Origin of the sequence: Methylobacterium sp. P1-11 (genome assembly GCF_008329595.1) — a bacterium.
In the GTDB taxonomy this organism is placed as follows: Bacteria; Pseudomonadota; Alphaproteobacteria; order Rhizobiales; family Beijerinckiaceae; genus Methylobacterium.
Genome location: NZ_NPKS01000010.1, coordinates 150,778 through 174,323 on the forward strand (window position 1 = coordinate 150,778; position 23,546 = coordinate 174,323).

16 protein-coding genes and 1 pseudogene are annotated in these 23,546 nt (G+C 69.4%); 8 read left to right on the top strand and 9 right to left on the bottom strand.

The window, feature by feature from the left end:
* Window positions 1-13 precede the first annotated feature (13 nt).
* The 3 genes from CIW48_RS12640 to CIW48_RS12650 are packed head-to-tail and all read left to right on the top strand — an operon-like array spanning window position 14 to window position 2,395.
* A complete protein-coding gene (locus tag CIW48_RS12640; RefSeq protein ID WP_149311087.1) occupies window positions 14-763 on the top strand; it encodes an amino acid ABC transporter permease in 750 nt (249 codons plus the stop codon).
* Window positions 760-1,611, top strand: a complete 852-nt coding sequence (locus tag CIW48_RS12645) for an amino acid ABC transporter permease (protein ID WP_149311088.1) — start codon at window positions 760-762, stop codon at window positions 1,609-1,611. Before CIW48_RS12640 ends, CIW48_RS12645 begins: the two co-directional genes overlap by 4 nt.
* A 4-nt stretch (window positions 1,612-1,615) precedes the next feature.
* The gene (locus CIW48_RS12650) at window positions 1,616-2,395 is read left to right on the top strand and encodes an amino acid ABC transporter ATP-binding protein (RefSeq protein WP_091781261.1); all 780 of its coding nucleotides are present in this window, start codon (window positions 1,616-1,618) and stop codon (window positions 2,393-2,395) included.
* A 34-nt stretch (window positions 2,396-2,429) separates the two neighbouring features.
* Here the strand turns inward: CIW48_RS12650 and CIW48_RS12655 are convergent, their stop codons facing one another.
* Genes CIW48_RS12655 through CIW48_RS12670 form a run of 4 tightly spaced genes read right to left on the bottom strand, consistent with a single transcriptional unit; the run spans window position 2,430 to window position 7,864 of the window.
* On the bottom strand, window positions 2,430-3,320 hold the full coding sequence (locus CIW48_RS12655; protein ID WP_149311089.1) for a polysaccharide deacetylase family protein: 891 nt from the start codon (window positions 3,318-3,320) through the stop codon (window positions 2,430-2,432).
* A gap of 11 nt (window positions 3,321-3,331) precedes the next feature.
* Window positions 3,332-5,800, bottom strand: coding sequence for a branched-chain amino acid ABC transporter ATP-binding protein/permease (locus tag CIW48_RS12660; RefSeq protein WP_149311090.1), 2,469 nt, complete (start codon window positions 5,798-5,800; stop codon window positions 3,332-3,334).
* A gap of 4 nt (window positions 5,801-5,804) precedes the next feature.
* Window positions 5,805-6,674, bottom strand: a complete 870-nt coding sequence (locus CIW48_RS12665; RefSeq protein WP_149311091.1) for a branched-chain amino acid ABC transporter permease — start codon at window positions 6,672-6,674, stop codon at window positions 5,805-5,807.
* Between the two features lie 8 nt (window positions 6,675-6,682).
* The gene (locus CIW48_RS12670) at window positions 6,683-7,864 is read right to left on the bottom strand and encodes an ABC transporter substrate-binding protein (RefSeq protein WP_149311092.1); all 1,182 of its coding nucleotides are present in this window, start codon (window positions 7,862-7,864) and stop codon (window positions 6,683-6,685) included.
* A 197-nt stretch (window positions 7,865-8,061) separates the two neighbouring features.
* Here CIW48_RS12670 and CIW48_RS12675 point away from each other — a divergent pair, with 197 nt between their 5' ends.
* Window positions 8,062-8,478: a nuclear transport factor 2 family protein gene (locus tag CIW48_RS12675; protein ID WP_149311093.1), complete on the top strand. Its 417-nt coding sequence runs from the start codon at window positions 8,062-8,064 to the stop codon at window positions 8,476-8,478.
* Window positions 8,479-8,488: 10 nt separating this feature from the next.
* Here CIW48_RS12675 and CIW48_RS12680 read toward each other — a convergent pair whose 3' ends face one another.
* Entirely contained in the window at window positions 8,489-9,190 is a 702-nt protein-coding gene (locus CIW48_RS12680; protein ID WP_149311094.1) for a GntR family transcriptional regulator, read from the bottom strand.
* 953 nt (window positions 9,191-10,143) lie between these two features.
* On the opposite strand from CIW48_RS12680, the gene CIW48_RS12685 reads away from it, so the two are divergent.
* A complete protein-coding gene (locus tag CIW48_RS12685) occupies window positions 10,144-16,290 on the top strand; it encodes an autotransporter outer membrane beta-barrel domain-containing protein (protein WP_246695217.1) in 6,147 nt (2,048 codons plus the stop codon).
* A gap of 585 nt (window positions 16,291-16,875) precedes the next feature.
* The gene (locus tag CIW48_RS12690) at window positions 16,876-17,616 is read left to right on the top strand and encodes a helix-turn-helix domain-containing protein (protein ID WP_091781389.1); all 741 of its coding nucleotides are present in this window, start codon (window positions 16,876-16,878) and stop codon (window positions 17,614-17,616) included.
* A 50-nt stretch (window positions 17,617-17,666) separates the two neighbouring features.
* On the opposite strand, the gene CIW48_RS33230 is transcribed toward CIW48_RS12690, so the two are convergent.
* The 4 genes from CIW48_RS33230 to CIW48_RS33730 all read right to left on the bottom strand — a co-directional run bounded on the left by CIW48_RS33230 (window position 17,667) and on the right by CIW48_RS33730 (window position 20,681).
* On the bottom strand, window positions 17,667-17,816 hold the full coding sequence (locus CIW48_RS33230) for a hypothetical protein (protein ID WP_173009253.1): 150 nt from the start codon (window positions 17,814-17,816) through the stop codon (window positions 17,667-17,669).
* Between the two features lie 70 nt (window positions 17,817-17,886).
* The gene (locus tag CIW48_RS12695) at window positions 17,887-18,699 is read right to left on the bottom strand and encodes a universal stress protein (RefSeq protein ID WP_149311096.1); all 813 of its coding nucleotides are present in this window, start codon (window positions 18,697-18,699) and stop codon (window positions 17,887-17,889) included.
* 765 nt (window positions 18,700-19,464) lie between these two features.
* Window positions 19,465-20,160 carry a cyclic nucleotide-binding domain-containing protein gene (locus CIW48_RS12700; protein WP_246695218.1) on the bottom strand — a complete coding sequence of 232 codons (696 nt, stop codon included), beginning with the start codon at window positions 20,158-20,160 and terminating at the stop codon, window positions 19,465-19,467.
* Window positions 20,161-20,318: 158 nt separating this feature from the next.
* Window positions 20,319-20,681, bottom strand: a complete 363-nt coding sequence (locus CIW48_RS33730; protein WP_207105489.1) for a hypothetical protein — start codon at window positions 20,679-20,681, stop codon at window positions 20,319-20,321.
* Here CIW48_RS33730 and CIW48_RS12705 point away from each other — a divergent pair.
* A pseudogene (locus CIW48_RS12705) lies at window positions 20,578-21,861 on the top strand (nitrate/nitrite transporter); the annotation flags it as partial. The gene CIW48_RS33730 and the pseudogene CIW48_RS12705 sit on opposite strands and share 104 nt — an antisense overlap.
* 155 nt (window positions 21,862-22,016) lie before the next feature.
* Complete coding sequence (locus CIW48_RS12710) at window positions 22,017-23,384, top strand: nitrate/nitrite transporter (RefSeq protein WP_149311099.1); 1,368 nt, start codon at window positions 22,017-22,019, stop codon at window positions 23,382-23,384.
* The last annotated feature ends 162 nt before the right edge of the window (window positions 23,385-23,546 follow it).

Genomic DNA, 23,546 nt, shown 5'->3' on the forward strand with positions numbered 1-23,546 from the left:
GCGTTCGCCCGCGATGATCGCCACGATCCAGGCGTGGTTCCAGCATCTCTACGAGACCACGGGGTTCAACTTCACGGTCTTCTACGACCCCTACGACTGGGACCGGTACGTGGCCGGCCTGCGGATGACGCTGCTGCTCGGGATCAGCACGATCCTGGTGAGCCTCGTCATCGGCGCGGTCGGTGCGCTCCTGCAGAGCGGCCCGTCGCGCGTCCTGCGGGCGCTGGTCAACGGGTTCGTGGTGGTGTTCCGCAACACGCCGCCGCTCGTGCAGATCTTCTTCTTCTATTTCGGCCTCGGCACGTTGCTGCCGGACATCCGCACGGCGGACGGGCTGCGCGCGCCGATCCTCAACAACGTCCAGTGGGCGATCATCTCGCTGTCGCTGTTCGCGGGCGCGTTCAACGTCGAGATCTTCCGCTCGGGCATCGAGGCGGTTCCGCGGACCACGATCGAGGCCGCCGAGGCCCTGGGCTACACGCGCTTCAAGGCCTACCGCCACGTCGTGCTGCCGCTGGCCCTGCGTGTCTGCCTGCCGGCCCTGAACAACAACCTGATCAACCTCCTGAAGACCACGACGCTGGCCTACGCCATCGCGGTCCCGGAGACCCTGTACGCGGTCAAGCAGATCTGGTCCGAGTCGCAGAACGTCCTGGAGATGATGCTCGTGCTGCTGGCGACCTACGCGGTCCTCGTCGGCGTGCTCGTCTGGATCATGCACCGCTGGGAGCGCGCCCTGCGGATCCCGGGATACGGCCGATGAAAGCTGCCGAGCCGCGGGGCGGACGACCGGGCGCCCTGCCGGTCCTCCTGCCCTTCGCGCTCCCGAAGGACCGCGCGGCGGCGCGCCTGCGCCCGGCCCATCTCTGGCTGCTGGCCGGCCTCGCCCTCGTCGCCGTCCCGGCCTGGGCGCAGGGCGGGGCCGCCGCGCTGTCGCCGCTGGAGGTCGTGATCAAGTGGGCGCCCCTCCTGCTCACGGGCTTCGCCTTCAACGTCGCGATCTCGCTGATGGCGATGGCGATCGGGACGGTGGCGGGGATCGGGCTCGGGCTCGCCATGCTGGCGGAGGGGCGGATCCTGCCCGGCCTCGCGTGGTGCGCCACGCAGGTCTTCCGCAACGTGCCCTGGCTGGTCCTGCTGTTCTTCGTGATGTTCCTGGTCCCGTTCCAGGTCACGGTGTTCGGTGTCCGCGTGCCGCTGCCCGACTGGGTCAAGGCGACCTTCGGCTTCAGCCTGCCGGTCATGGCCAACGTCGCCGAGATCGTCCGCGGTGCGGTGCGCTCGGTGCCCAACACCCAGTGGGAGGCCGCCGAATCCCTGGCCTTCACCCGGCGCCAGACGATGTGGCGCATCATCCTGCCCCAGTGCGCGAAGCGCATGCTGCCGCCCTGGATGAACGTCTACTCGCTCATCGCGATGGCGACCGTGCAGGCCTCCATCGTCGGCGTCACCGAGATGCTGACGCTGACCGCGCAGGTGCACGCCGCCGAGGGCGGCCGCCCCGAGCTGTTCGCGCCGCTCTACGGCTTCGCGCTGCTCTGCTTCTTCCTCTACTGCTACCCGATCGACCGGTTCACCGCCGCCCTGGAACGCCGCTTCGAGACCCGCTGAGACCATGACGCGCGCGACCCTGGCCGCCACCCCGTCCCCGAGCTGGACCCCCGATCAGCCGATCGTCCGCGTCGTCGACGTGCACAAGTCGTTCGGGACGTTCGAGGTGCTGAAGGGGATCAGCTTCGACGTCCGCAAGGGCGAGGTGGTGTGCATCATCGGCCCGTCGGGCTCGGGCAAGTCGACGCTGATCCGCTGCGTCAACGCGCTGGTGCCGGTGAGTGCGGGCTCGATCGAGGTCGAGGGGATCGACGTCACCGATCCGCGGCTCGACAAGCTGGCGCTGCGCCGCAAGGTCGGCATGGTGTTCCAGCAGTACAACCTGTTCCCGCATAAGACCGCGCTGCAGAACGTGATGATGGCCCCCATCCACGTCCTCGGGCAGGAGAAGCGCGAGGTCGAGGCCCGGGCGCGGGCGCTCCTCGCCAAGGTCCGGCTGGCCGGCAAGGAGAACGCCTATCCGGGCGAATTGTCGGGCGGCCAGCAGCAGCGCGTGGCCATCGCCCGCTCGCTGGCGATGCGGCCGGACGTGATGCTGTTCGACGAGGTCACCGCCGCCCTCGATCCGGAGACGGTCAAGGAGGTGCTGGTGACGATTCGGGAACTCGCCGAGGAGGGCATGACCTGCATGCTCGTCACGCACGAGATGAACTTCGCCCGCGACGTCGCCGACCACATCTACTTCACCGACCGCGGCGTGATCGTCGAGCACGGGCCGCCCGCGACCTTCTTCGCCTCCGCCCGAGACGAGCGCACGCGCCGGTTCCTGTCGCAGGTGCTCTGAGGCCCTTCAGACTTGGGACTGGACCCGGACCGCGTCAGCGCGGCCCGGCCTCCTGCGCCACGATGTGGTCCGCGATGGCGCCGGCCGTGGTGAGCCAGATGTCGGCGCGGCGGTCGGCGATGTGGTGGAGCGCCCGGCGCAGGGGCCTCAGCCGGTGCGGGCGCCCGACGATGTAGGGGTGGAGCGCGAGGCCCATGACCAGGGGCGCGGCCTGCGCCTGTTCCAGCATCTCGTCGAAGGCGTCGACGATCATGTCGGCGAACTGGCGGCCCGTCTCCTTGCGGGCGACGATCGCCGGGATGTCGTTGAGTTCCTGCGGGTAGGGGACAGCCAGGATCCGGCCGCCGTCGCGGGTCGCGAACCAGGTCGGCTGGTCGTCGTGGTCCCAGTCGAGCAGGTAGCGGTAGCCGGCCTCGGCGAGCAGGTCGGGCGTCACCCGCGACTGCGAGATCCAGGGCCCGAGCCAGCCGGCCGGCGGGCGGCCCTCCTGCGCGGCGATCACCGCGGTCGTCTCGGCGATCAGCGCCCGCTCCGCGTCCTCGTCGAGGGTACCCTGCCGCTCGGCGTTGGTCCGTCCGTGGCCGACGATCTCGTCGCCCCGCGCCCGGAACGCCTCGATCAGCCCGGGGCAGTCCCGGTAGAGGTTGCTGTTGACGAGCACGCTCGCGGGCATCGCCAGGGCGTCCAGCATCTCGGCGATCCGCCACGCGCCGACCCGGTTGCCCCAGTCGCGCCAGGCATAGTTGAGCACGTCCGGCTGCGGGCCGCCCGGCGCCAGCTCGGCGCCCAGGCCCTCGCCGAACGCGAAGGTCTCGAGGTTCAGCCCGATATAGACGGCCAACCGCTTGCCCTCCGGCCAGTCGTAGACCGGCCGGTCGGGGAGGGCGCTGTAGCCGTAGCGGCCGTGTCCGGCATTCGTGTCCATCGTGGCCCCCGTTACGCCGCACCGAGATAGGCCGCTTCCAGCCCCTTGTCCGCCGACAGCTCCGCGGCCGTTCCGCGCGCGACGACCCGACCCTGCTCGAGCACGTAGCCGCGGTCGGCGACCGTGAGGGCGAGCGCCGCCATCTGGTCGACGATCAGGATGGTGACGCCCTCGTCGCGCAACTCGGCCACGGTGGCGTAGAGGGCGTTGATCATCGCCGGGGCGAGGCCGAGCGACGGCTCGTCGAGGAGCAGGATGCGCGGGTGCGCCATCAACCCGCGGGCGATGGCCAGCATCTGCTGCTCGCCGCCGGAGAGCAGGCCCGCCCGGCTCGCCGCGCGGTCGCGCAGCCGCGGGAACCGGTCGAGCAGGCGCTCGACCTCGGCCGGGTCGATCGGCGTCCCACGCCCGAAGGCGCCGAGGCGGATGTTCTCCACGACGCTCAGCTCCGGGAAGACCTGCCGGCCCTCCGGCACCAGGACGAGGCCGCCGCGCGCCATCCGGTGCGCCGGCAGCGCCTCGACGCGTCGGTCGTCGAACACGATCGCGCCCGCGACCGGGCGCAGAAGCCCCGCCAGCGCCCGCATGGCCGTGGACTTGCCGGCGCCGTTCGCGCCCAGCAGGGCGACGGTCTCGCCCGGCCGCACGTCGAGATGGACGCCGTCCAGGACCGGCGCGGCGCCGTAGCCGGCGGTCAGGTCGAGGACCGAGAGGATCGCGTCCGCCGGGCCCTGCCACGGCGCGCTCCGCGGCCGGGCCGGCGTGTCGGCGCCGCCGAGATAGGCGCGCAGGACCGCGGGATCGCGCCGGATCTCGGCGGGCGTGCCCCGCGCGATCGGGCGACCGGCATCCATGACGAGGATGTGGTCGGAGATGCCCATCACCAGCGGCATGTCGTGCTCGACCAGCACCACCGCGACGCCCTGGTCGGCGATCCGGCGGATCAGGCCGGCCAGCCGGTCGGTGTCGGCCCGCGACAGGCCGGCGGCGGGCTCGTCGAGGAGCAGCACCGCGGGGCTGCCGGCGAGCGCCCGGGCGATCTCCACGAGGCGCCGGTCGACATGCGGCAGCTCGGCGGCCGGGCGGTCGAGGGCGCCGCGGTAGCCGACGAAGGCGAGGAGCGACGCGGCCGTCTTTCGGTCCTGCGCCCGCGCGCGGCGCCAGAGCTGGCCCGGCGCGAGGCCGAGGGCGACGTTGTCGACCACCGGCAGCGAGCCGAACAGGCGCGTGGTCTGGTAGGTGCGCGCGATGCCGGCCCGGGCGACGACGTAAGCCGGCCGGCCGGCGAGGTCGCGGTTGCCGAGCCGGATCGTCCCGGCGCTCGGGCGGTAGAAGCCCGAGACCATGTTGAGCAGGGTGGTCTTGCCGGCGCCGTTCGGGCCGATCACGCTGGTGACGGCCGCTGGCCGGGCGGTGAGGTCGACGCCCTCGGCCGCCGTGATGCCGCCGAAGCGGATGCCGAGCCCCTCGAGGACGAGGGCCTCGCGCGCCGTCGCGCCGGGCAGCGGCGCGTCCCCACTCTCCGCGGCGGCCGGCGCGTCCCGGCCGCGGGGCAGCAGGCGGGCGAGGCTGCCGACCAGCCCCGAGGGCACCAGCCACAGCACCGCCAGGGTCGCGACGCCGAAGAACAGCAGGCGGTACTCGGCGAGGCCGGACAGCGCCTCCGGCAGCAGCACGGTGACGAGGGCCCCGAGGAGCGGGCCGAGCACCGTGCCGGCGCCGCCGACGATCACCGACAGGACGAACAGGATCGACTGCGAGAACGGGAACGAGCTCGGCGCGATGAACAGCATCAGCGGCGGCAGGATTGCCCCCGCGAGGCCGGTCAGGGCGGCGGAGATCGCGAAGGCCAGGGTCTTCACCCGGACCGGATCGAAACCCAGAGCCGCCGCGGCGACGTCGGCGTCGCGCACGGCGCGCATCGCCCGGCCGAGGCGGCTGCGGGCGAGGAGGTCGAACCCGGCGAGGCTCGCCCCGGCCGCGAGCACCGCCAGCACCGCGAGACCGGCCGCGCTCACCGGCTCGCCGAGGAGGCTCGGCGCGTCGGTGACGACGAGGCCGTTCTGGCCGCCGGTCAGCTCGCCGCCCTCGATCAGCCCGTGCTCGACGATGAAGCCGAAGGCGATCGTCAGCATGGCGAGGTAGGGGCCCTTCACCCGCATCGCCGGCACCGCCACGAGGCCGCCGACGAGCGCCGCGACCAGGGCCGCCGCCGGGAGCGCCAGCCAGAAGCTGACGCCGTGGAGCGTCAGGATCGCGCTCGCGTAGGCGCCGATCGCGTAGAAGCCGGCATGGCCGAAGGAGATCAGACCGGTCAGGCCGAGGAGCACGTTGAGGCCGACACCGGCCACCGTGGTCAGCGCCACGAGGGCGATCACGAAGTGGCTGTAGCCGGCGGTCAGCGCGACGAGGCCGAGCGCGGCGGCGGTGAGCCCGGCGATGCCGAGCCGCATCGCCGGGGCCGAGCGCAGGTACGGCATCGCGTCAGACCTTGTTGACCGCGGCGCGGCCGAGCAGGCCGTCGGGGCGCAGGGTGAGGGCCAGGATAATCACCGAGAACACCACGAGCTGCGTGTAGGTCGAGCCGAGGGTCGCGGTGACGCCGGCCTCGACGAGGCCGTAGAGCAGCCCCGCCAGGATCACCCCGGTGGCAGAGCCGATGCCGCCGAGGATCGCCACCGCGAAGGCCTTGAGGCCGAACAGCGTGCCGAGTTCGGCCGAGACCGAGAAGAGCGGCGCGATCAGCAGGCCGGCGATGCCGGCCAGCACCGCCGAGAGCGCGAAGGCGCAGGCCACGGTGCGGCGCACGTCGATCCCCATCAGGCGGGCGGCGTCGGCGTTCTGCGCCACGGCGAGCAGGACGCGGCCGAGATCGGTCCGGCGGAACACCGTGCGGATCGCGAAGGCGAGCGCGATCCCGACCACCGGGATCACGAGCTGCAGCGGGTAGATGCCGGTCCCGAGGATCTCCACCGGCTTGGTCGCCAGCGGCGAGGGCAGGCTGCGCGGCTCCTTGCCGAAGGTGAACAGCACGGTGTTGTCGAGGACGATGCCGCCCGCCACCGTCGCGAGCAGCCACGCGTCCGAGCCGCGCGCCACGAACGGGCGGACCAGCGCCCGCTCGACCAGGAGGCCGAACAGGGCGCAGCCGGCGAGCGCCAGGACGATCGCGGCCGGCATCGGCCAGCCGAGGGTGACGCCGAGCGCGTAGGCCAGGACCGCCCCCAGGGTGACGACGCTCCCCTGCGCGAAGTTCACGGTCCCCGACACCGCGTAGGTCACGTGGAAGCCCAGGGCCACGAGCCCGTACATGCTGCCGAGGCCGAGGCCGCTGACGAGGATGGAGGTCAGCATCGCCGAGCTCAGTTGGTCACCGCGACGATCTCACCGTCCTTGAAGCGGGTGAACACGTAGTCGTTCGGGCCGAGCGCGTCGTGCTGGCCGGGGGCGAAGGGCTTCTCGTAGGTTTTGATCAGGCCCGGATAGGTGCCGATCTTGTAGAACCCGTCGCGGACCTTCGCGCCCTCGGTCGAGCCGGCGGCCTGGATGGCGAGCGCCAGCAGGTGGGTCGCGTCGTAGGCGTTGGCGATGCCGACGGCGGGGGTGACGTCGGCCATCGACTTGATCGCCGGGTACTTGGCCTTGAGCGCGTCGAGCACCGCGCTCGCCTTCGGCGAGGTGTTGCCCGCGAAGGTGAAGGTCTGGATGAAGTGGACCTTGCCGGCGCTCGGGCCGGCGAGCTCGTCGAAGCGCCCGCCCGCGGGACCCCAGTGCGAGACGACCGGCACCGACCAGCCCATCCGGTCGAGGGACTTCACCACCTGGGCGGAGGGCCCGACATTGCCGACGAGGAACAGCGCGTCGGCCCCGGCCTCCTTCAGCCGGGACAGCTGGGGCACCATGTCGACGTCGTTGGCCTCGTACTTCTCGATGCCCGCCGCCGGGAGGTTGGCCGCCTGGAGGGCGTCCTTGAGGCCCTTCTGGTTCGACTCGCCCCAGGCGTTGTTGACGAGGATCATGCCGGGCTTCTTCGCCCCGTAGGTCTTCACCGCGTAGGCGACCAGCGCCTCGTCGACGAGGGCGTCAACCGCGGAGACCCGGAAGGCGTAATTGTCGGCGGCGCCGTTGCGGGTGATGCCGGTGCCGGCCGCCCAGGGGCCGATGAACGGCACCTTCATCTGGTTGGCGATCGGCACGATCGCCATCGAGACCGGCGTGTCGAGGCCGCCGACCACCGCGACGACGCCGACCCGCTGGATCAGCTCGCGGGTCGCCAGCACGCCCTTGGACGGGTTGGCCTCATCGTCGCGGGCCACCAGTTCGAGGGGCCGTCCGAGGACGCCGCCCTTGGCGTTGATCTCGTCGATGGCGAGCCCGATCCCGCGGGAGATCGCCTCGCCGGATTTCGCGGACTGGCCGCTCAGGGCGGTCACGAGGCCGATCTTGACGGTGTCGGCCGCCTGCGCGGTCGAGACCGCGAGGCCGAGCAGGGCGCTCGTCGTCACCGCGAAGCGGCGCAGGGTCGGGGGCAGGAAGGAGGCCATGGCGTGTCTCCGAGGGCGGGGCGCCCCATCCGACCGCAACCTCCATGCCACCGAGATCCCGATGCCCTGCCACCCCCGGTGCCGCATGCGTGCACCTTCCGAGGCATTCTGTGCTCAATCGCGTGTCAAAGTGCATACACTTCCTGCATGCACGGTCCGCGCTTTTGCGGCACGTTAGGGCCGACAGGAGGCCTGCCATGACCGATGTGAACCCCAGCGCGGCAACCGCGCGCGACGCCGCTAACGTCACCGCCTATCTCGAGGCCTCGATGGTGCCGGATCCCGAGACGGCCGCCCGCTACATGGCGCCGGGCACCCGGATCGTGTTCACCGGCGCGCGGGTCTTCAACCATCCGTCCGAGGTCACGGCCTTCAATGCCGGCCGCTACGCCTGGGTGAAGAAGCGGATGGAGCGGCTGGACGTGGTGCCGGGCGACGGCGTCACCACGGTCTACAGCCTCGGCACCCTGTACGGCGCGTGGCCGGACGGCACGCCGTTCGAGGGCAACCGCTACGTCGACCGCTTCACCGTGCGCGACGGGCTGATCGTCGGCATGGAGGTCTGGAACGACAGCGCCGAGCGGCTGCTGACCCAGCACGGCCTCACGGCCTGATGCGGCGGAGTCAGGCCCCGCCGCCCGCGACGTAGGGCGCCAGCAGGCGTCCGAGATCGCGCTCGCGCGGGGTCGGGGGCACGATGCGCGCCCGCTCGGCGACCGCGTCGAGGTGGTGGTCCATGAGCGCGGCGGCGCGCCCGGCATCGCCCGCCACAAGGGCGGCGACGATGTCGCGGTGCTCGCTCACGGCGCAATCCGAGGAGTGCGGGCGGCTGTAGAGGGACAGGATCAGGGCGCAGCGATAGCCGAGTTCGGCGACGTAACGGGTCAGCACGGCGCTGCCGGTCATCTCGGCGAGCATCAGGTGGAATTCCGTGGCGAGGCGGATCGACAGCGCCTCGGGCCCGCCCCGGGCGGCCTCCTCGCGGGCGATCTGGTCCAGCAGCCCCTGGCGCTGCTCCGGGCTGAGCTGCCCGGCGAGGCGGCGCACCACCAGCCGCTCCAGGCCGAGGCGCACGTCGAACGTGTCGCGCGCCTCCTCCCAGCTCGGCGTCGCCACGACGGCGATGCGGTTGCGGCGCAGGTCGACCAGGCCTTCGCCGGCCAGCCGCAGCAGGGCCTGCCGGGCAATGGTGCGGCTCACCCCGAACCGCTCGCCGAGGGCGTCCTCCGGGAGGCGGTCGCCGGGGGCGAGCGCCCGCTCGACGATGGCCCGGCGCAGGGCTTGGCAGATCGCGCCTACGCGATCGCCGTACTCCGTCGCCTTCATCGACGACGTCCGCGGCCCATTGCCGACACCTCTGTGGATTGGTCCGTCATGATCCTCCCTCGGCCGCGATCCGCCGCGACGCGTCTGGAGATGTGTCGGGTGGGCTCTTTGCAGACGCAGGACCGGGGGTGCAACGGTCACGCCATCCGCATCAGGTCGAGAGCGGGCGGCTGGGTCGGGTGCTCTGCTCGACCGGCCCGTTCGGCGATCGATGCGCACATGAACCGGCAGGCGCGGGACGCCGGAGGTGCCGAGGACGGGGAGAATGAAGGTTCCGTCCGGCCGCGCCACCAGAAGAGGCTCGCCTTCGGGTGTGAGCGCGAGTCCGCGGGGCACGCAGCCGCAGGGAGCTTCGTCACGAATACAGGCGCCCGCGCACGTACGGATGGGCCCCGTCGAAGTCAGCGTCTTGGCATCAATATCGAGGAGTACGGAACCTGCCCCAACGACGGTGTGCGGATGGAATCCGCCGGTATCGAAAACAATAAACGGACGTGGCGTTCGCGGGTTTCATGCAAGGCGTGTCGCCATGTAAAACCTAATGCTGACAATATACTGCTTCTATGATCGTGTTTATGCCAGATTAAAAAATAACTGCGCGATCATCGTGGGGCATTCTCGTCATAAAGGGTTCATTAACCATCCTAAAAGAAAATTTACAGCACGGTGTGTGATCTCGCCGCCCCGCGCCCAGGCGCCGACGATCCTGACGTGCTCGCTGAGAGCCGCGTGCATGCCCGGGTCGAAGCGCGCAAAGAGACCCTTTTTAGATGCCGTGCTTTCCAAGTCAGCCATGTGTCCCGACCCGTGACCAGAAGGTTCGCAAGGGCGGACGGCTTCTGGTCGCGGCCATCACCACCCTGGTGTTAATCGTTGACGTGCCCGTGCGCGCCGCCGAGCGGCCCGAGCCCCAGGTGGTGACCGGTGCAAACGGCCGGGATGGGAAAGCCAACGTGTTCTCTTCGAACATCGCCGCGACGCCCGGCGCGACCGGCGGTGACCTGTCCTTGATCGGTGTTGATGCCGCGGCCGCCGGCAACGACCCTGCCGCGACGATTCGGATCGGGTCGGTGGGCGGGACTGGAGGTCGGGGCGATGCGGTCATCGGGCTGGCCTCCGTCCCCGGCGCCCGAGGGGGAGGTGGCGGAGCCGTCGCGGTGACGCTGGAGGAGGATGTCTCCGGGCAGGGCGAGCAGGTCAGCTACACCACGCGCAACCGCAGCGCCCAGCTCCAATTTCGGCCGATCCCCCGGTTCTGGGTCTATTCCTATGGCGGCCGCGGGGGCGACGGACAGCACGATGTCGGCGGTGGCGGCGATGCCGGGTCGGCCAGCCTGGTTCTGTCTTCCAGGATCTCCACGGAGGGACAGGCCTTCCTGGGCGTGCGGGTGAGCGCGGCCGGCGGTGCCGCTGGCGGCGGCGGAACCGACGCGGACCAGACTGCGTCGCGGACCGGCGGCGCCGGCGGCACCGCCGCGCTCACCGTGACGCGATCCGGGCAGGTCGTCACCGACGGCACCGGCGCGACCGCGGTGATCGTCGAATCCCTCGGCGGCGCAGGCTCCGTTCGCGGCAGCGGCACATTCTACAGCAACCCCTTCGTGACGGCGGGTGGCGCGGGCGGCACGGCGCAACTCCACACATCCGGCACGATCAGGACCGCTGGCGACTATGCCCTCGGCGCGCTGGTCCAGAGCATCGGCGGAGACGGTGGGAGCCAGCCCGATGCCGGCGGCCGGCCGGGTGCGCGGGGCGGAGACGGCGGTGCGGTCACCGTGACCCAGCGCGGCACGATCGTCACCGAGGGCGATTACGCCCTGGGCCTCGTCGCGCAATCCGTTGGCGGGCCGGGCGGCAAGGGGGGCGGCAGCGTCTTCGGCGGCGGCACCGGCGGCGCTGCCGCCGCGGGCGGTTCGGTCACGGTGATCAACGGCGGCACCGTGACGACTTCCGGCACAGGGGCAAGCGGACTTGTCGCGCAGAGCATCGGCGGCGGCAGCGCCCTCTCGGCCCTGCCGGTCTCGGCCCTCGATGTGGCGCCCAAGACCACCGGTGGCGGAGCCGGCGGCTTGTCGTACTGGTTCGGCAGCGGTGGCACCGGCGGTACCGGCGGCGCAGGCGGCGCTGCTGCAATCATCAACGAAGGCGGCCGGATTACGACCGAGGGCGACACGGCTTTCGGCGCTCTGGCGCAGAGCATCGGCGGCAGCGGCGGCAGCGGCGGCGGCGCCCTCCCGGCTGGAGCATTCTTCTCTGTGGGTCTGGGCGGGAGCGGTGGCGGCGGCGGCGATGGCGGTCTTGCCCGCTTCACCGGCAGATCTGGCGCGATCGAGACGAGCGGCGCTGGGTCGACGGCTGTGTTGGTTCAGAGCGTCGGCGGCGGCGGCGGCGTGGGCGGCGACGTCAAGAGCGTTGCGGCCGGGGTCGTACTCTCGGCCTCCTGGGCGATCGGGGGGCGCGGCGGCCTGGGCGGAAACGGCGGCGAGGCTCGGATCGACAGCAGCACGACCGTGACGACCTCGGGTTTCGGGGCGAACGGCCTGTCCGTCCTCAGTATCGGCGGCGGCGGCGGAGTCGGTGGCCTCGCCAGTGCAAAGGCCATCACGGCACCCTTCGTCACGCCGAGCGGTACGGCGCTGCCGAGCTTCGCCTTCTCCACCGCGATCGGCGGCTCGGGCGGTTCGGGCGGCAACGGCGGCGCGGCGGGCATCCTCAATTCCGGTTCGGTCACCACCTACGGTGACTCTGCCGTCGGTCTTCTCGCCCTCAGTGTCGGCGGTGGCGGCGGTATCGGCGGCGATGCGGCCGCCTACGCGCTGGCAGTCGCGCCGCCCGGCCAGACGGCCGTATCCGCATCCTCGACGCTCGGCGGCAGGGGCGGCGGCGGCGGCAACGGCGGCACCGTGACGGCCGAGAATAGCGATGTGGTCCGCACATCGGGGGACGGCGCCATCGGCATCGAGGCTCAGAGCATCGGCGGAGGCGGCGGCAATGGTGGCGGCGCCACCGCGACCAGCAACAGCGTGAGCCTGCGCCAGAATATCACCGTGTCGCGGGGTATCGGCGGGACCGCGGGCGGCGGCGGGGTCGGCGGCGCGGTGACGGTCTCGCAGGCCGGCAGCATCACCACGGGGGGCGCCTATGCCGCCGCCATCCTCGCCCAGAGCGTCGGCGGCGGCGGCGGCAACGGCGGCAATGCCTCAACCCTCGCGGCCACTGGTTTCTCCTTCGACAAGACCCTGAACGGCCTCATCGGCAAGCTGCCAATCGCCGACTCGCTCGCGGTCACGGAGACGATCGGGGGCGGGACGGGCAACGGCAACCGCGGCGGCCTGGTCACGGTCACGAACCGGGGCGCGATCACAACCGGCGGATCGAATGCCCACGGCATCGAGGCGCAGAGCATCGGCGGCGGCGGCGGCAATGGTGGCAACGTGTCCGGATCGGCCGTGGGCAAGCTCGCCGTCAGCCTCACGCTCGGCGGAACAGGGGGCGTCGGCGGCAGCGGCGGGAACGTGGCCGTGTCCAATGCCGCCGCCGGCGTGATCAAGACCGGGGGCGACGGATCGCACGGCATCGTCGCCCAGAGCATCGGCGGCGGCGGCGGCATGGGCGGCAGCATCGCGGCGCGCGACGATACCGACCCCGACACGATCGGCACGATATGGCGCCAGATCAAGGATACGATCGGTGCCGCCGAATACGAGAAGTGGGCGAAGGACAAGAGTAACAAGGAAGACAAGCAAGCTCTTGATCAATTCGTGAAGGACATCAAGAGCAGCGATACGTACAAGAATCTGGCCGACAAGCTCAAGAATTCGGATTTCGGCAAGGCGCTCAAATCCTACAGCGGCAGCGTCTCGAGCTATCTCGACGCGCAGAAGAAGGGCGCCGCCAAGCTGCCGGACGTCTCGGCGACCCTGGCGCTCGGCGGCGACGGGGCTCAGGGCGGGAGCGGCGGCACCGTCACCATCGAGAATGCCGGCACCATCACGACGCGGGGCATCGGCTCGCACGGCATCATGGCGCAGAGCATTGGCGGCGGCGGCGGCCAGGGGGGCCTCGCCTTCGCGGAGGCGACCAACCGGACCAACTTGTCGGCGACGCTCGGCGGCGTGGGCGGCAGCGGCAATACCGGCGGCGCGGTCGAGATCCAGAACACCGGCAGCGTCGCGACCGTGGAGGATGCCGCCTACGGCCTGTACGCGCAGAGCATCGGCGGCGGCGGCGGCAACGGGGTCGCCGCCACCATCGCCAGCAGCGACACGAACAAGGGCCTGACCCTGAACCTGACCGTCGGCGGGTCCGGGGGGGCTGGGGCGAATGGCGGATCGGTTCGGGTCGAGAACCGCGGAACGGTGACCACCACGGGCACCGAGGCGCATGCCGTGGTCGCGCAGAGCATCGGCGGCGGCGGGGGAAGCTTCTCCGCGCCGTCGGCCGCCATGGCCGAGGCCGAGCCCGCCTCGCCCTCCGCGCAGGACGGGGGTGCGGCCGCCGGGACGGGGCAGGCCAAGAAGGATACCAAGAGCGACGCCCAGGCGTTGGCGGACGCCCTGCTGGGCGCACTCGATATCGAGCGGATCGCTCCTCCTGAGGATCCGACCGGTGTGTCGAAGAAATCCGGCAGCCTGACGCTCGGCGGCTCCGGACGCATGGCGGGCAATGGCGGCGACGTGACAATCGTGCAATCCGGTTCGATCACGACGACCGGGTTCGGGGCCGTGGGCATGCTGGCCCAGAGCATCGGCGGCGGCGGCGGACTCGCCTCCGTTGCAGCCGGGCCGGGCGGCCACCGATATACGTTCGGGATCGGTGGCGCCGGCGGCGCTTCAGGGAATGGCGGCCCGGTCACAGTGAGCCTGACCGCGGGCGCGCAAGTCTTCACCGCAGGCGACGCGGCGCCGGCTCTGTTGCTGCAATCCATCGGCGGCGGTGGCGGATACGGTGGTGCGCATCAGGTGATGGGCTACGCCGTCCCCTATGTGCTTCGCGACGGGTCAAACGGCGATGGCGGGGCCATCCGCGTGACGCTGGACGACGGCGCGGCGATCCGCACGACGGGCACCCAATCCCATGGAATCCTGGCCCAGAGCCTCGGCGCAGGCGGCGGCCTGCTCCTCGATCCGGCCGCCGCAGCCACTGCCGCTTCAGGCCAGAGCCGCCTCGGCTCCACGGGCAAAGGCGGTGACATCACCATCGAGTCGTCCGGATCGATCATCGCCTCAGGTCTCGACGCGAACGCGATCTTCGCCCAGTCCGGAGTCCAGCGCACCGACGGCAGCCTCGAGCCCGACCGGGAGCGGGGCGGCACGATCACCGTCCGGGTGAACGGCCTTGTCACAGGCGGCAGCGGCACCGGAGCGGCGATCCGCATCGACGGGGGACGCTACAACACGATCGATATCGATGCGCGCGCCGTGGTCAGCGCGGCCTCCGGTCGTGCCATCGTCGGTGCGTTCACGGCCGGCGAGATCAACAACCATGGGACCGTGGTCGGCGACGTGGACCTGACTGGCGGCCAGACGGGAAGCGTCGTCTTCAACAACGGTGGTCCCTACAACGCCGGTTCGACGTCGGCGATCCTGCGTACCGGGCCCGAAGGCGTGGTCGCGCTGGGAGCCGGCGGCCGCCTGCGCAACAGCGCCATCCTCGACATCGGCGGCGTCGGCACCGTTGCGCGCGCGACGGTGACCGGCAATTTCGAGCAGACGGAATATGGCCGTCTGCTCGTCGACATCGCACCCCTGGCGCCAGACTCCGCCCTGCGCAACGATCTGCTGACCGTCACCGGCACCGCCTCGCTGAAGGGCGTGATCGAGCCGCATTTGATCGACGGCCTCTCGCCCGGCCGCTACACTTTCCTCAGAGCCGGTCAGGTCGTGAATGCCAGCGCCGTCGCCACCGGGGGCAGCATCCATTCGGGGGCGATCCCGATTTCCTGGTCGATCGTCGCGACAGGGGACAGCATCGCTCTGGTGCCGCAGGCCCATTTCACGGCGCCGGTGGGCGTGACGCTCACCTCGGATCAACGCAACGTCGCGCAGGGCCTGCAGGATGCCTGGGACGGGAACACCACCAAGCTGGGCACCCTCTACGCGCGCTTCCTCTCGGTCGACAGCCAGAAGGCCTATGCGGCTGCCCTGGACGAGTTGAAGCCTGAATCCAACCAGGACATCCTGACCGACCGGACGCTCGACACCCGAAAGGGCCTCCAGCGCGCCATGAGTTGTCCGGCCTTCACCGGCACCGGCACGCTCCTCCGCGAGGGCGAGTGCGTCTGGGGTCGGATCACCAGCGCTCGCACGACCCAGTCGGCGACCGCGGATGATGGCGGCTACCGTCAGACCGCCCTCAGCTACCAGAGCGGACTGCAGACCGAGTTCGCGCCGGACTGGTTCTTCGGCCTCACCGGAGCCTATACCCGCGCCCTCCAGAGCGACCCCGACCGGATCACCGGGACGACCAGCGATGCCGCCGATGTCTCAGCGGCGCTCAAGCACCAGATCGGCCCCTGGCTCTTCGCGGCATCCGCCAACCTCGGCTATTCCTGGGCCGACAACAAGCGCCTGATCGACTTTGGCGGCGCGACCGCAACGGCGCGCAGCAAGTCCGGAATTCTCACCGCGGGCGGCCGGATGAGAGCCAGCTATCAGGTTCTGTTCGGGGACTGGTACCTCAAGCCCTACGCGGATCTGGACCTGCTCTACAGCTACAGCCCCGCCTATTCAGAGACCGGCGCCCCCGGTTTCAACCTCGACATGCGGCCGGTTGCCAAGACGCTGGTGGCGTTCAGCCCGATGCTGGAGATCGGCGGCCGGATCGACCTCGACGAGGGCCGCTGGATCCGGCCCTACGGCACCTTCGGCGTGACGCTCCTCTCGGACGACCATTTCACCGGCAAGGCGAGTTTCCAGGGCACCGGTGCGCTCGGCTTGTTCGCCACGGAATCGGCGATCCCCGATCGCCTCGGTGAGATGGGCCTGGGCTTCCAGATCAGCCTCGGCGGCGGCATCGAGGTCACCGGTGAGTATCAGGGCCAGGTCGGAGACCACTTCGTCTCGCATGCCGGAACAGCCCGGATGCAGCTGCGCTTCTGAAGGGCATGGCTGCCGACGAGCCCGACGCGGCACCTGAGTGACCCGTCGGCCGACGGTCGCGATACGCCGCAATATGTCGAACAAGAATATTTGGATCTGATGGTAGGGCGATAAATAGTCTCGAAGTTTTGGGATGAGCGATGGTCATGCCGGATGGTGAGGTGCTCGCTGATCGATGTCGCTGAAGCGATGGTTTTGCGGCCGCACGGACTGCCGGGATCGCGCTCCAAACCATCCAAGGTGTGAAACAACCAGCCGAGCTGGTCCGCCCCTTCGCGTGGCTCCGACACCCCTCGCTTCGCCACGGCAGGAGGATGCTGAAAACAATGAGACCGTCGGCCGGGTAGCCTCTCCGGCAAGCACGCGTGGTGTCGACGGAACTTCGGGACATCTGCCTGCAGGTCGAGGCGGGTCAGTTCACCTGACTGGCCGGCTCGATCCGGATTCAAACGCGGGCCCGTTGATGAGCGGAGTCGGGCCCTTTGCGTTGGATCAATGCACGGCAGCAGCCTCGATCCATTTTGCGGACGGGCCGGGACGACGGGATATGCCCGGAGATGCGTCCCGATTTCGCGAGGAGTCGACATGCTGGTTGACACCGGGGCGTGCGAGAGAAACGCGCATGTCTGCCATCACAGGCGTTCGGACAATGGATGTGGCGACTGCAAAGTGCGCCCGATCAGCGTGTGCTCCGTGCTTTCCCTGGTCGAACTGGAGCAGCTGGAAGGACTCAGCCAGCATCTGACGCTCGACAAGGGCCAAACCCTCTTCGGCCAGGACGAGCCGGCAAGCGCCGTCTTCAACGTCATCGAGGGATGCCTGAGGCTCACGCGACTGCTGCCCGATGGCAGGCGGCAGGTCATGGGCTTCGCTCTGCCGGGAGATTTCTTGGGATTGGCTCTGCAGGAACGCCACTCGGTCTCTGCGGAGGCGCTCGGCCAAGTCAAAACCTGCCGCTTCGGTCGCGAGGACTTCGCCGCCATCACCGAGGCGAAGCCGCATCTGTTGAAGAGCCTCCACGCCCGCGTCCGGTACGAGCTGACGCTCGCCCAGGACCAGATGCTGCTGCTGGGACGGCGGACGGCGGAGGAGAAGGTTGCATCCTTCCTCCTGTCCCTGCGGGATCGGTTCGCGCGCATCGGGCACAACTCCGTCACCGTCGAGTTGCCGATGGGCCGTCAGGACATGGCAGATTACCTCGGGCTGACCATCGAAACCGTCAGCCGCATGTTGTCGCGGCTCGACCGGGCCCACAGCATCCTGCTTGTTCCGGGCGGCGTGCGTTTGCTCGATGCGGCCCGGCTCGAACGCTTGGCGGCGAGCTGACGTGAACGCGCGCGCGGCGTTGAGGGTCCGTTCCAGACGGGTCATCGCATTCACGAGACCGGCCACGCAAGTGTGCGGCTTCGCAACGGTGTTGCGCCGAAATTCGGGCGGACGGTAACGATCAGCGCCAATTTCGCAGCCTCCGGATCCTTGTTGCGCGGGTTCGATTCGCGTCGGTCGGCATCGACGATCCCGAACACTCCGCAGGCAACTCGCGTGACCTGCCGACCGTGACCGGGATCGATCGGTCCGCCGCTCTCGCGACGCGCTTCAATGGGCCATCAGGCAGCAAAGCGGCGATCGCCGCAGCATGTCGCGGGTCATGCCACCGAGCAGCCGTTCGCGAAGCTGGGAATGGCCGTACCCACCCATGACGATCAGGTCCGCATCCTGATGATTGGCGAAGCGCAGGATCTCGTCAGCAATATCGCCGGTAGCCGCATTGATCAGATGCGTCGTGACATGCGCGCCGTGCCGGGCCAGCAACTCGGCGACATCCTCCGCACCTTGGAGGCGGGCGTCGCTGCCGCCACTCACGACGAAGACTTGATCCGCCGAGTCCACGAAGGGCAGGGCGGCGGTGACCGCACGGCGTGCCTCCATGCAATCCTTCCAGGCCACCACGATGCGAGCGGCTTTCAACCGCTCGACGTCCGGCGGGACCAGCAGGATCGGCCGTCCGGCCTGCATCAAGACGGCGTCGGGAGCCGCCGCAAACCGATCCGCGACGCCTCCGCCGGGACCACGACCGACGATGATGAGATCGGCGCCCCGTGCTTGGCTGACCAGAAAGGCCTCCGGGAGTGCATCCGCCTGCCGCCATCCGGTCCGTGGCGCGCGGTCTGCACCGCGTTCGAAGACCGCCTTCGCGCTCGCAAGCTCCGCGCACAGCCGCGCGGTGTCTTCGTCGTAAACCGACTGCTCGACCGCGATGTCGCCGAAGAGGGCGGGGACCGCAACCTTGCCGGCCGCAATGCCCGTGAGCGTCGCTTGGAAGCGTTCGGCGAGGCTGGCCGCCACGCGAACGCGGCTGGAGGCGGCCTCTGCAAGGTCAAGAGAGACCATGATGCTGGCGATCGACATGAGCGGTCCTTCGGGCCGGCGGCGAGATCTACGACGGAACCTGCTGGAAGCGCGCAGCTACAACCTTGATCCAGCGCAAAGAACGCTGCTTGGCTTTAGGGTTTGATACGATGTGACCCAAGACGACAGATCGGGTGCCGTGTCCGCAGGGGTTGGTTCGGGACCCCTGCTGCGCTCGGACTTCAAGACGGCGAGATCCGCCGGACCGAGATTTCTGCAAAGCGTGGCTGAAGCGAGCTGTCTGCGCGTCTGTTCAGCCGTGGGTCGGCAGCGGCACGATGATCGCGGCGGTGCCGTTCGGTCCATTGTCGCGGTCGCCGATCGAGACGTTGAATGACAGGCCGATTACGGTCCAGCGCGGTTCCTACACTTGTGTGCTGGATCCCGTGCCCGATTGCCTGCTGCTCGACCGACGAGCGCCCTCCGCGATGATCCGGACGGCTCGGCGCGCTCGGCTGCCGCGCGTCCCATAGCTTGCTCTGCTTCGCCAGCACTCACAGGGACGGAAGACGTGGCCGATTCCGATTGCAATAACCGAACGTGTGCCCAGCCGTCATCGCGGCCCGCATGCGTCGGGAAGCGGAGGATGCTCCGTTCGAAGGCAACCAGAGCCCAGAGCCGCCACCTGGTCTCCCTATGAACCTGTCCCGAGTGCACGCGTCTTCATCGAACGAAAAGCGGCGGTGTACGCGAGCGAGGCGGGTGCAATGTGATCAATGACAACAGCCGTATGGTCAGGCTCCCGGCAGGCTTCCACCGGCAGTCTCAGACCGTCAGGATGTCCTTCCCTCTCAGCCGCTCTATCAGAGCCGACATCCGGGGCCCGTTCTCGTCGGGATAGGGCGGATCGATCATGGGATCCGGCAGGGCGATCGCGGCGAGCCGCGCGCGATCGTGGATGACGACCTCCTGGCCTGTCACCACAATTCCGGCCTTCGCCAGGGCTTTCAAAGCTCGCGAGAACGATTCCCGCGTCATGCCGAGTTCGGAAGCGATCATATGCTTCTCGTAGGGCAGGATCGCGCGGTCCGGTGTGCCCTGTCGTTCCGAAAGGACGAGGATGTAGCAGCCTACGCGTTCGGCCGCGGAGCGCAGCTTCAGGTTTTTGGTCTGGCGCACCATCCGGCGGAACTGCTCGGCGATTGTTGCAAGAACGGCGTTTGCGAGTTGCCGATCCTGGTCGACCGCATCACGGAACGCATCTGCCGGTATGAGAAGGAAGCGCGTCGGCTCCGGAACGCGCCCCTGCATCAGGTACGGCGAGTTGTTCATGACCGCAGCGGGAATGAGCAGATCCGGGGCTCTGACAACCTCGATGAGCACCTCGCGACCGTCCTGCGAGCGTCCGAAAAGTTGAACGGAGCCCGAGACGACGACGAACTGGAAGCTCGGAATCTCACCCTGTTCGAAGAGCATCGTGCCTGCCGGGACGGCGTGTTCCAGCGTTTGCTGGAACAGCATCGGCGATCGCGCCATGGGATCGCCCCCGCGCCCTGTCTGGGGTTCGCAAGTCGACTCTGCGCGTGGGGCAGGGATCGGTTTCATACTACCTCGACGTCATATGGAGGGTGGCGACGTCCGCCTTTGATTCAGGTCAAGCGCCTGAAGGAACCTGCGCGTCAAACGGCCAAGGCCGCAGCCGTGATCACCGGGCGGTTCGGTGAGACCCAGCGCGTGACCGATAAAGCGGTCTCGGCCGTCGGCGCGGCGCCGACGGGCCCGTGTCCGCCCCAGATGGGCCACCTCGAACCGACCCGCGGCGCAGCTTCGAGGGACGGCCTTTGACCTGAATCAAATCCGACTTTGTCCTCGCTCAATACGGTCCCGGCAACCTTGACCATCCACGCCAGGGCCGGGCAACCGGGGAAAGCCGCCGCCATGCGAGGACGCACCATCGCCGCGAGCACAGACCAGAGCCGCGCACTCTGGCTATCGACGTCGGCCTTCACGACCTGCTTTGCCGTCTGGACGATCTTTTCCATCATTGGCGTCCAGATCAAGAAGGATTTGGCGCTGAGCGACGCCCAGTTCGGTCTGCTGATTGGAACGCCGATCCTGACCGGCTCTCTGATTCGCCTGATCCTGGGAATATGGGCGGATCAATACGGCGGCCGTCTTGTTGCCGTCACGACGATGCTGCTGGCGGCGCTCGCCACCTATCTGCTCACCTACGCCTATGACTACAGGACGTTCCTGCTGGCGGCACTCGGCGTAGGCTTGGCCGGCGGCGTCTTCTCCGTCGGCGTGACCTACGTCTCCAAGTGGTTCCCGAAGGAGAAGCAGGGAACCGCGCTCGGCATTTTCGGTGCCGGCAACGTCGGCGCCGCGGTGACGAAGTTCCTCGCGCCTCTGGTCATGGTCGCGTTCGGCTGGAAGGCCGTTGCGCAGATCTGGGCCATGGGCTTGGTCGTGATGGCGCTGATCTTCTACTTCGGCACCAAAGACGATCCGGATCTCGCCGAACGGCGTCGGTCCGGCGTGAAGCCGGAGCCGCTGTCGGCCATGCTGGCGCCGCTCGCCAACTTGCAGGTGTGGCGCTTCGCGCTTTACTACTTCTTCGTCTTTGGCGGCTTCGTCGCGCTCGCGCTCTGGCTGCCGCGCTACTACACGGGTCTCTACGGGCTTGACATCGTCACGGCGGGCTGGCTCGCCGCCGCGTATTCGATTCCCGGCTCGCTCTTCCGCATCCTCGGCGGCAGCCTGTCGGACCGTCATGGCGCCCGCAAGGTCATGTACTGGACCTTCCTGGGTTCCTGTGCCTGCACCTTCCTGCTGGCGTACCCGGCCACCCACTACGTGGTCAGCGGCATCCGCGGGCCGATCGCCTTCGACCTCGCGCTCGGCCCCGTGGCCTTCACGGTCCTTACCTTCGGCCTCGGCTTCTTCATGAGCCTGGGCAAGGCCGCCGTGTTCAAGCACATCCCGGTCTACTATCCCGACCGAGTCGGTGCGGTGGGCGGCGTGGTCGGGCTGATCGGCGGCCTGGGCGGCTTCGTCCTGCCCATCGCCTTCGGCTTCCTGAACGACCTGATCGGGATCTGGACCTCCTGCTTCATGCTCCTCTTCGTCATCGTGGCGGTGAGCAGCCTCTGGATGCATGCGGCGGTGCGCGCCCTCGAGAAGCGGGCCCATCCCGAACTCCGCCTGCCGAAGGATCTGCCGGAACTCGAAACCCTTCGGGCCGAAGTCGAGCGGCTGCGCGCGGGCCGGACCGACACGGTCGTCGGGCTTCGGCCCCCCGTCGGCGTCCCCGCCGAGTGAACGTCCCGGCCGGGGCCCGTCCCCGGCTCCATCCTCCGCACATAAAGGCAACGGCCATGACCGCCGGCACGCAAACCTTGTCCCCCGCCCGACGGCAGGGCGGCACCTGGCTCTCGCGCTGGGAGCCCGAGAACCCGGTCTTCTGGGCCGAGGAGGGCAGCCGTCTCGCCTGGCGCACCCTCGGGGTCACCACCGCCAATCTGACCATGTCGTTCATCGTCTGGTTCATGGTCTCGGCGCTCGTCGTCGCGCTCCCGGCGGTCGGGTTCAAGCTCACCACCGGCCAGCTCTTCTGGCTCGCCGCCATGCCGGGCCTTGCGGGGGGCACGCTCCGGCTCGTGCACATGTTCCTGACGCCGATGTTCGGCACGCGCCATGTCGTCACCCTGTCGAGCCTGTCGCTGCTTCTGCCCGCGATCGGCTGGTTCTACGCCGTCCAGGATCCGACGACCCCCTTCTGGGCGCTCCTGGTTCTGGCGTTCCTGGCCGGGCTCGGCGGCGGCAATTTCTCGTCGTTCATGCCATCCACCAGCCTGTTCTTCCCCAAACGGCTGCAGGGCACGGCCCTGGCGGTGCAGGCCGGCATCGGCAACTTCGGCGTCTCCGTCGTCCAGTTCCTCACGCCGTGGGTCATCGGCTTCGCGTTGGCCGGCGGAACGCTGCTGGGAGAGTCGCAGACCATGACCAAGGGCGCCCTCGCGCGCCAAGTCTGGCTGCACAACGCCGCCGCGGTCTATATCCCGTTCATCGTGCTGTTCGCCCTCGCCGCATGGATCGGGCTGCGCAGCGTGCCGGTAAAGGCCAACATGCGCGAGCAGTTGGACATCTTCCGCTCCCGCCACACCTGGGCGATGACCTCGCTCTACATCATGACCTTCGGCGCGTTTTCCGGGCTCGCCGGCACGTTCCCGCTGCTGATCAAGCAGTGCTACGGCACCCTGCCGGGCGCTCCGGAACCGCTCACCTACGCGTTCCTCGGCCCGCTGGTCGGCTCGCTCCTGCGCGTGGTGGCCGGTCCGATCTCGGACCGCTTCGGGGGTGCCAAGGTCACCCTGGTCGCCGGTATCGGCATGGTGGCCTGCGCCGCCCTCGTGCCACTCTTCACCGCTCCGACCTCGATGGAGAGCTTCCCCTACTTCGTCGGCGCCATGCTCGGCCTGTTCGCCTTCGCGGGAATCGGCAACGCCTCGACCTTCAAGCAGATGCCGATGATCTTCCCGCCGCGGCAGGCGGGTGGCGTGATCGGGTTCACCGGCGCGGTCGCGGCCTATGGGCCCTTCGCGTTCGGCATGCTGTTCGCCTGGGCATTCGCAGCGTTCGGCGGCCCGAACGTCATCTTCTACGGTCTCGCACTGTTCTTCGCAGTCAACGTCGTCGTGAACTGGTGGATGTATGCCCGCCGCGGGGCGGCCACCCCCTGCTGAACAGGGCGACGGGCGCAGCCGAGCCCAAATGACCGGGCCATTCACGGCCGGCGGAGGTTCACGCCTCCGCCGGCCGTTTGCTTGGGAAAGTCCGGCCGACAGCGATCAACGCTCCGTTTGACCCAGATCAAAGCTCGGCCTTGCGGCCTCCGACACTGTTCC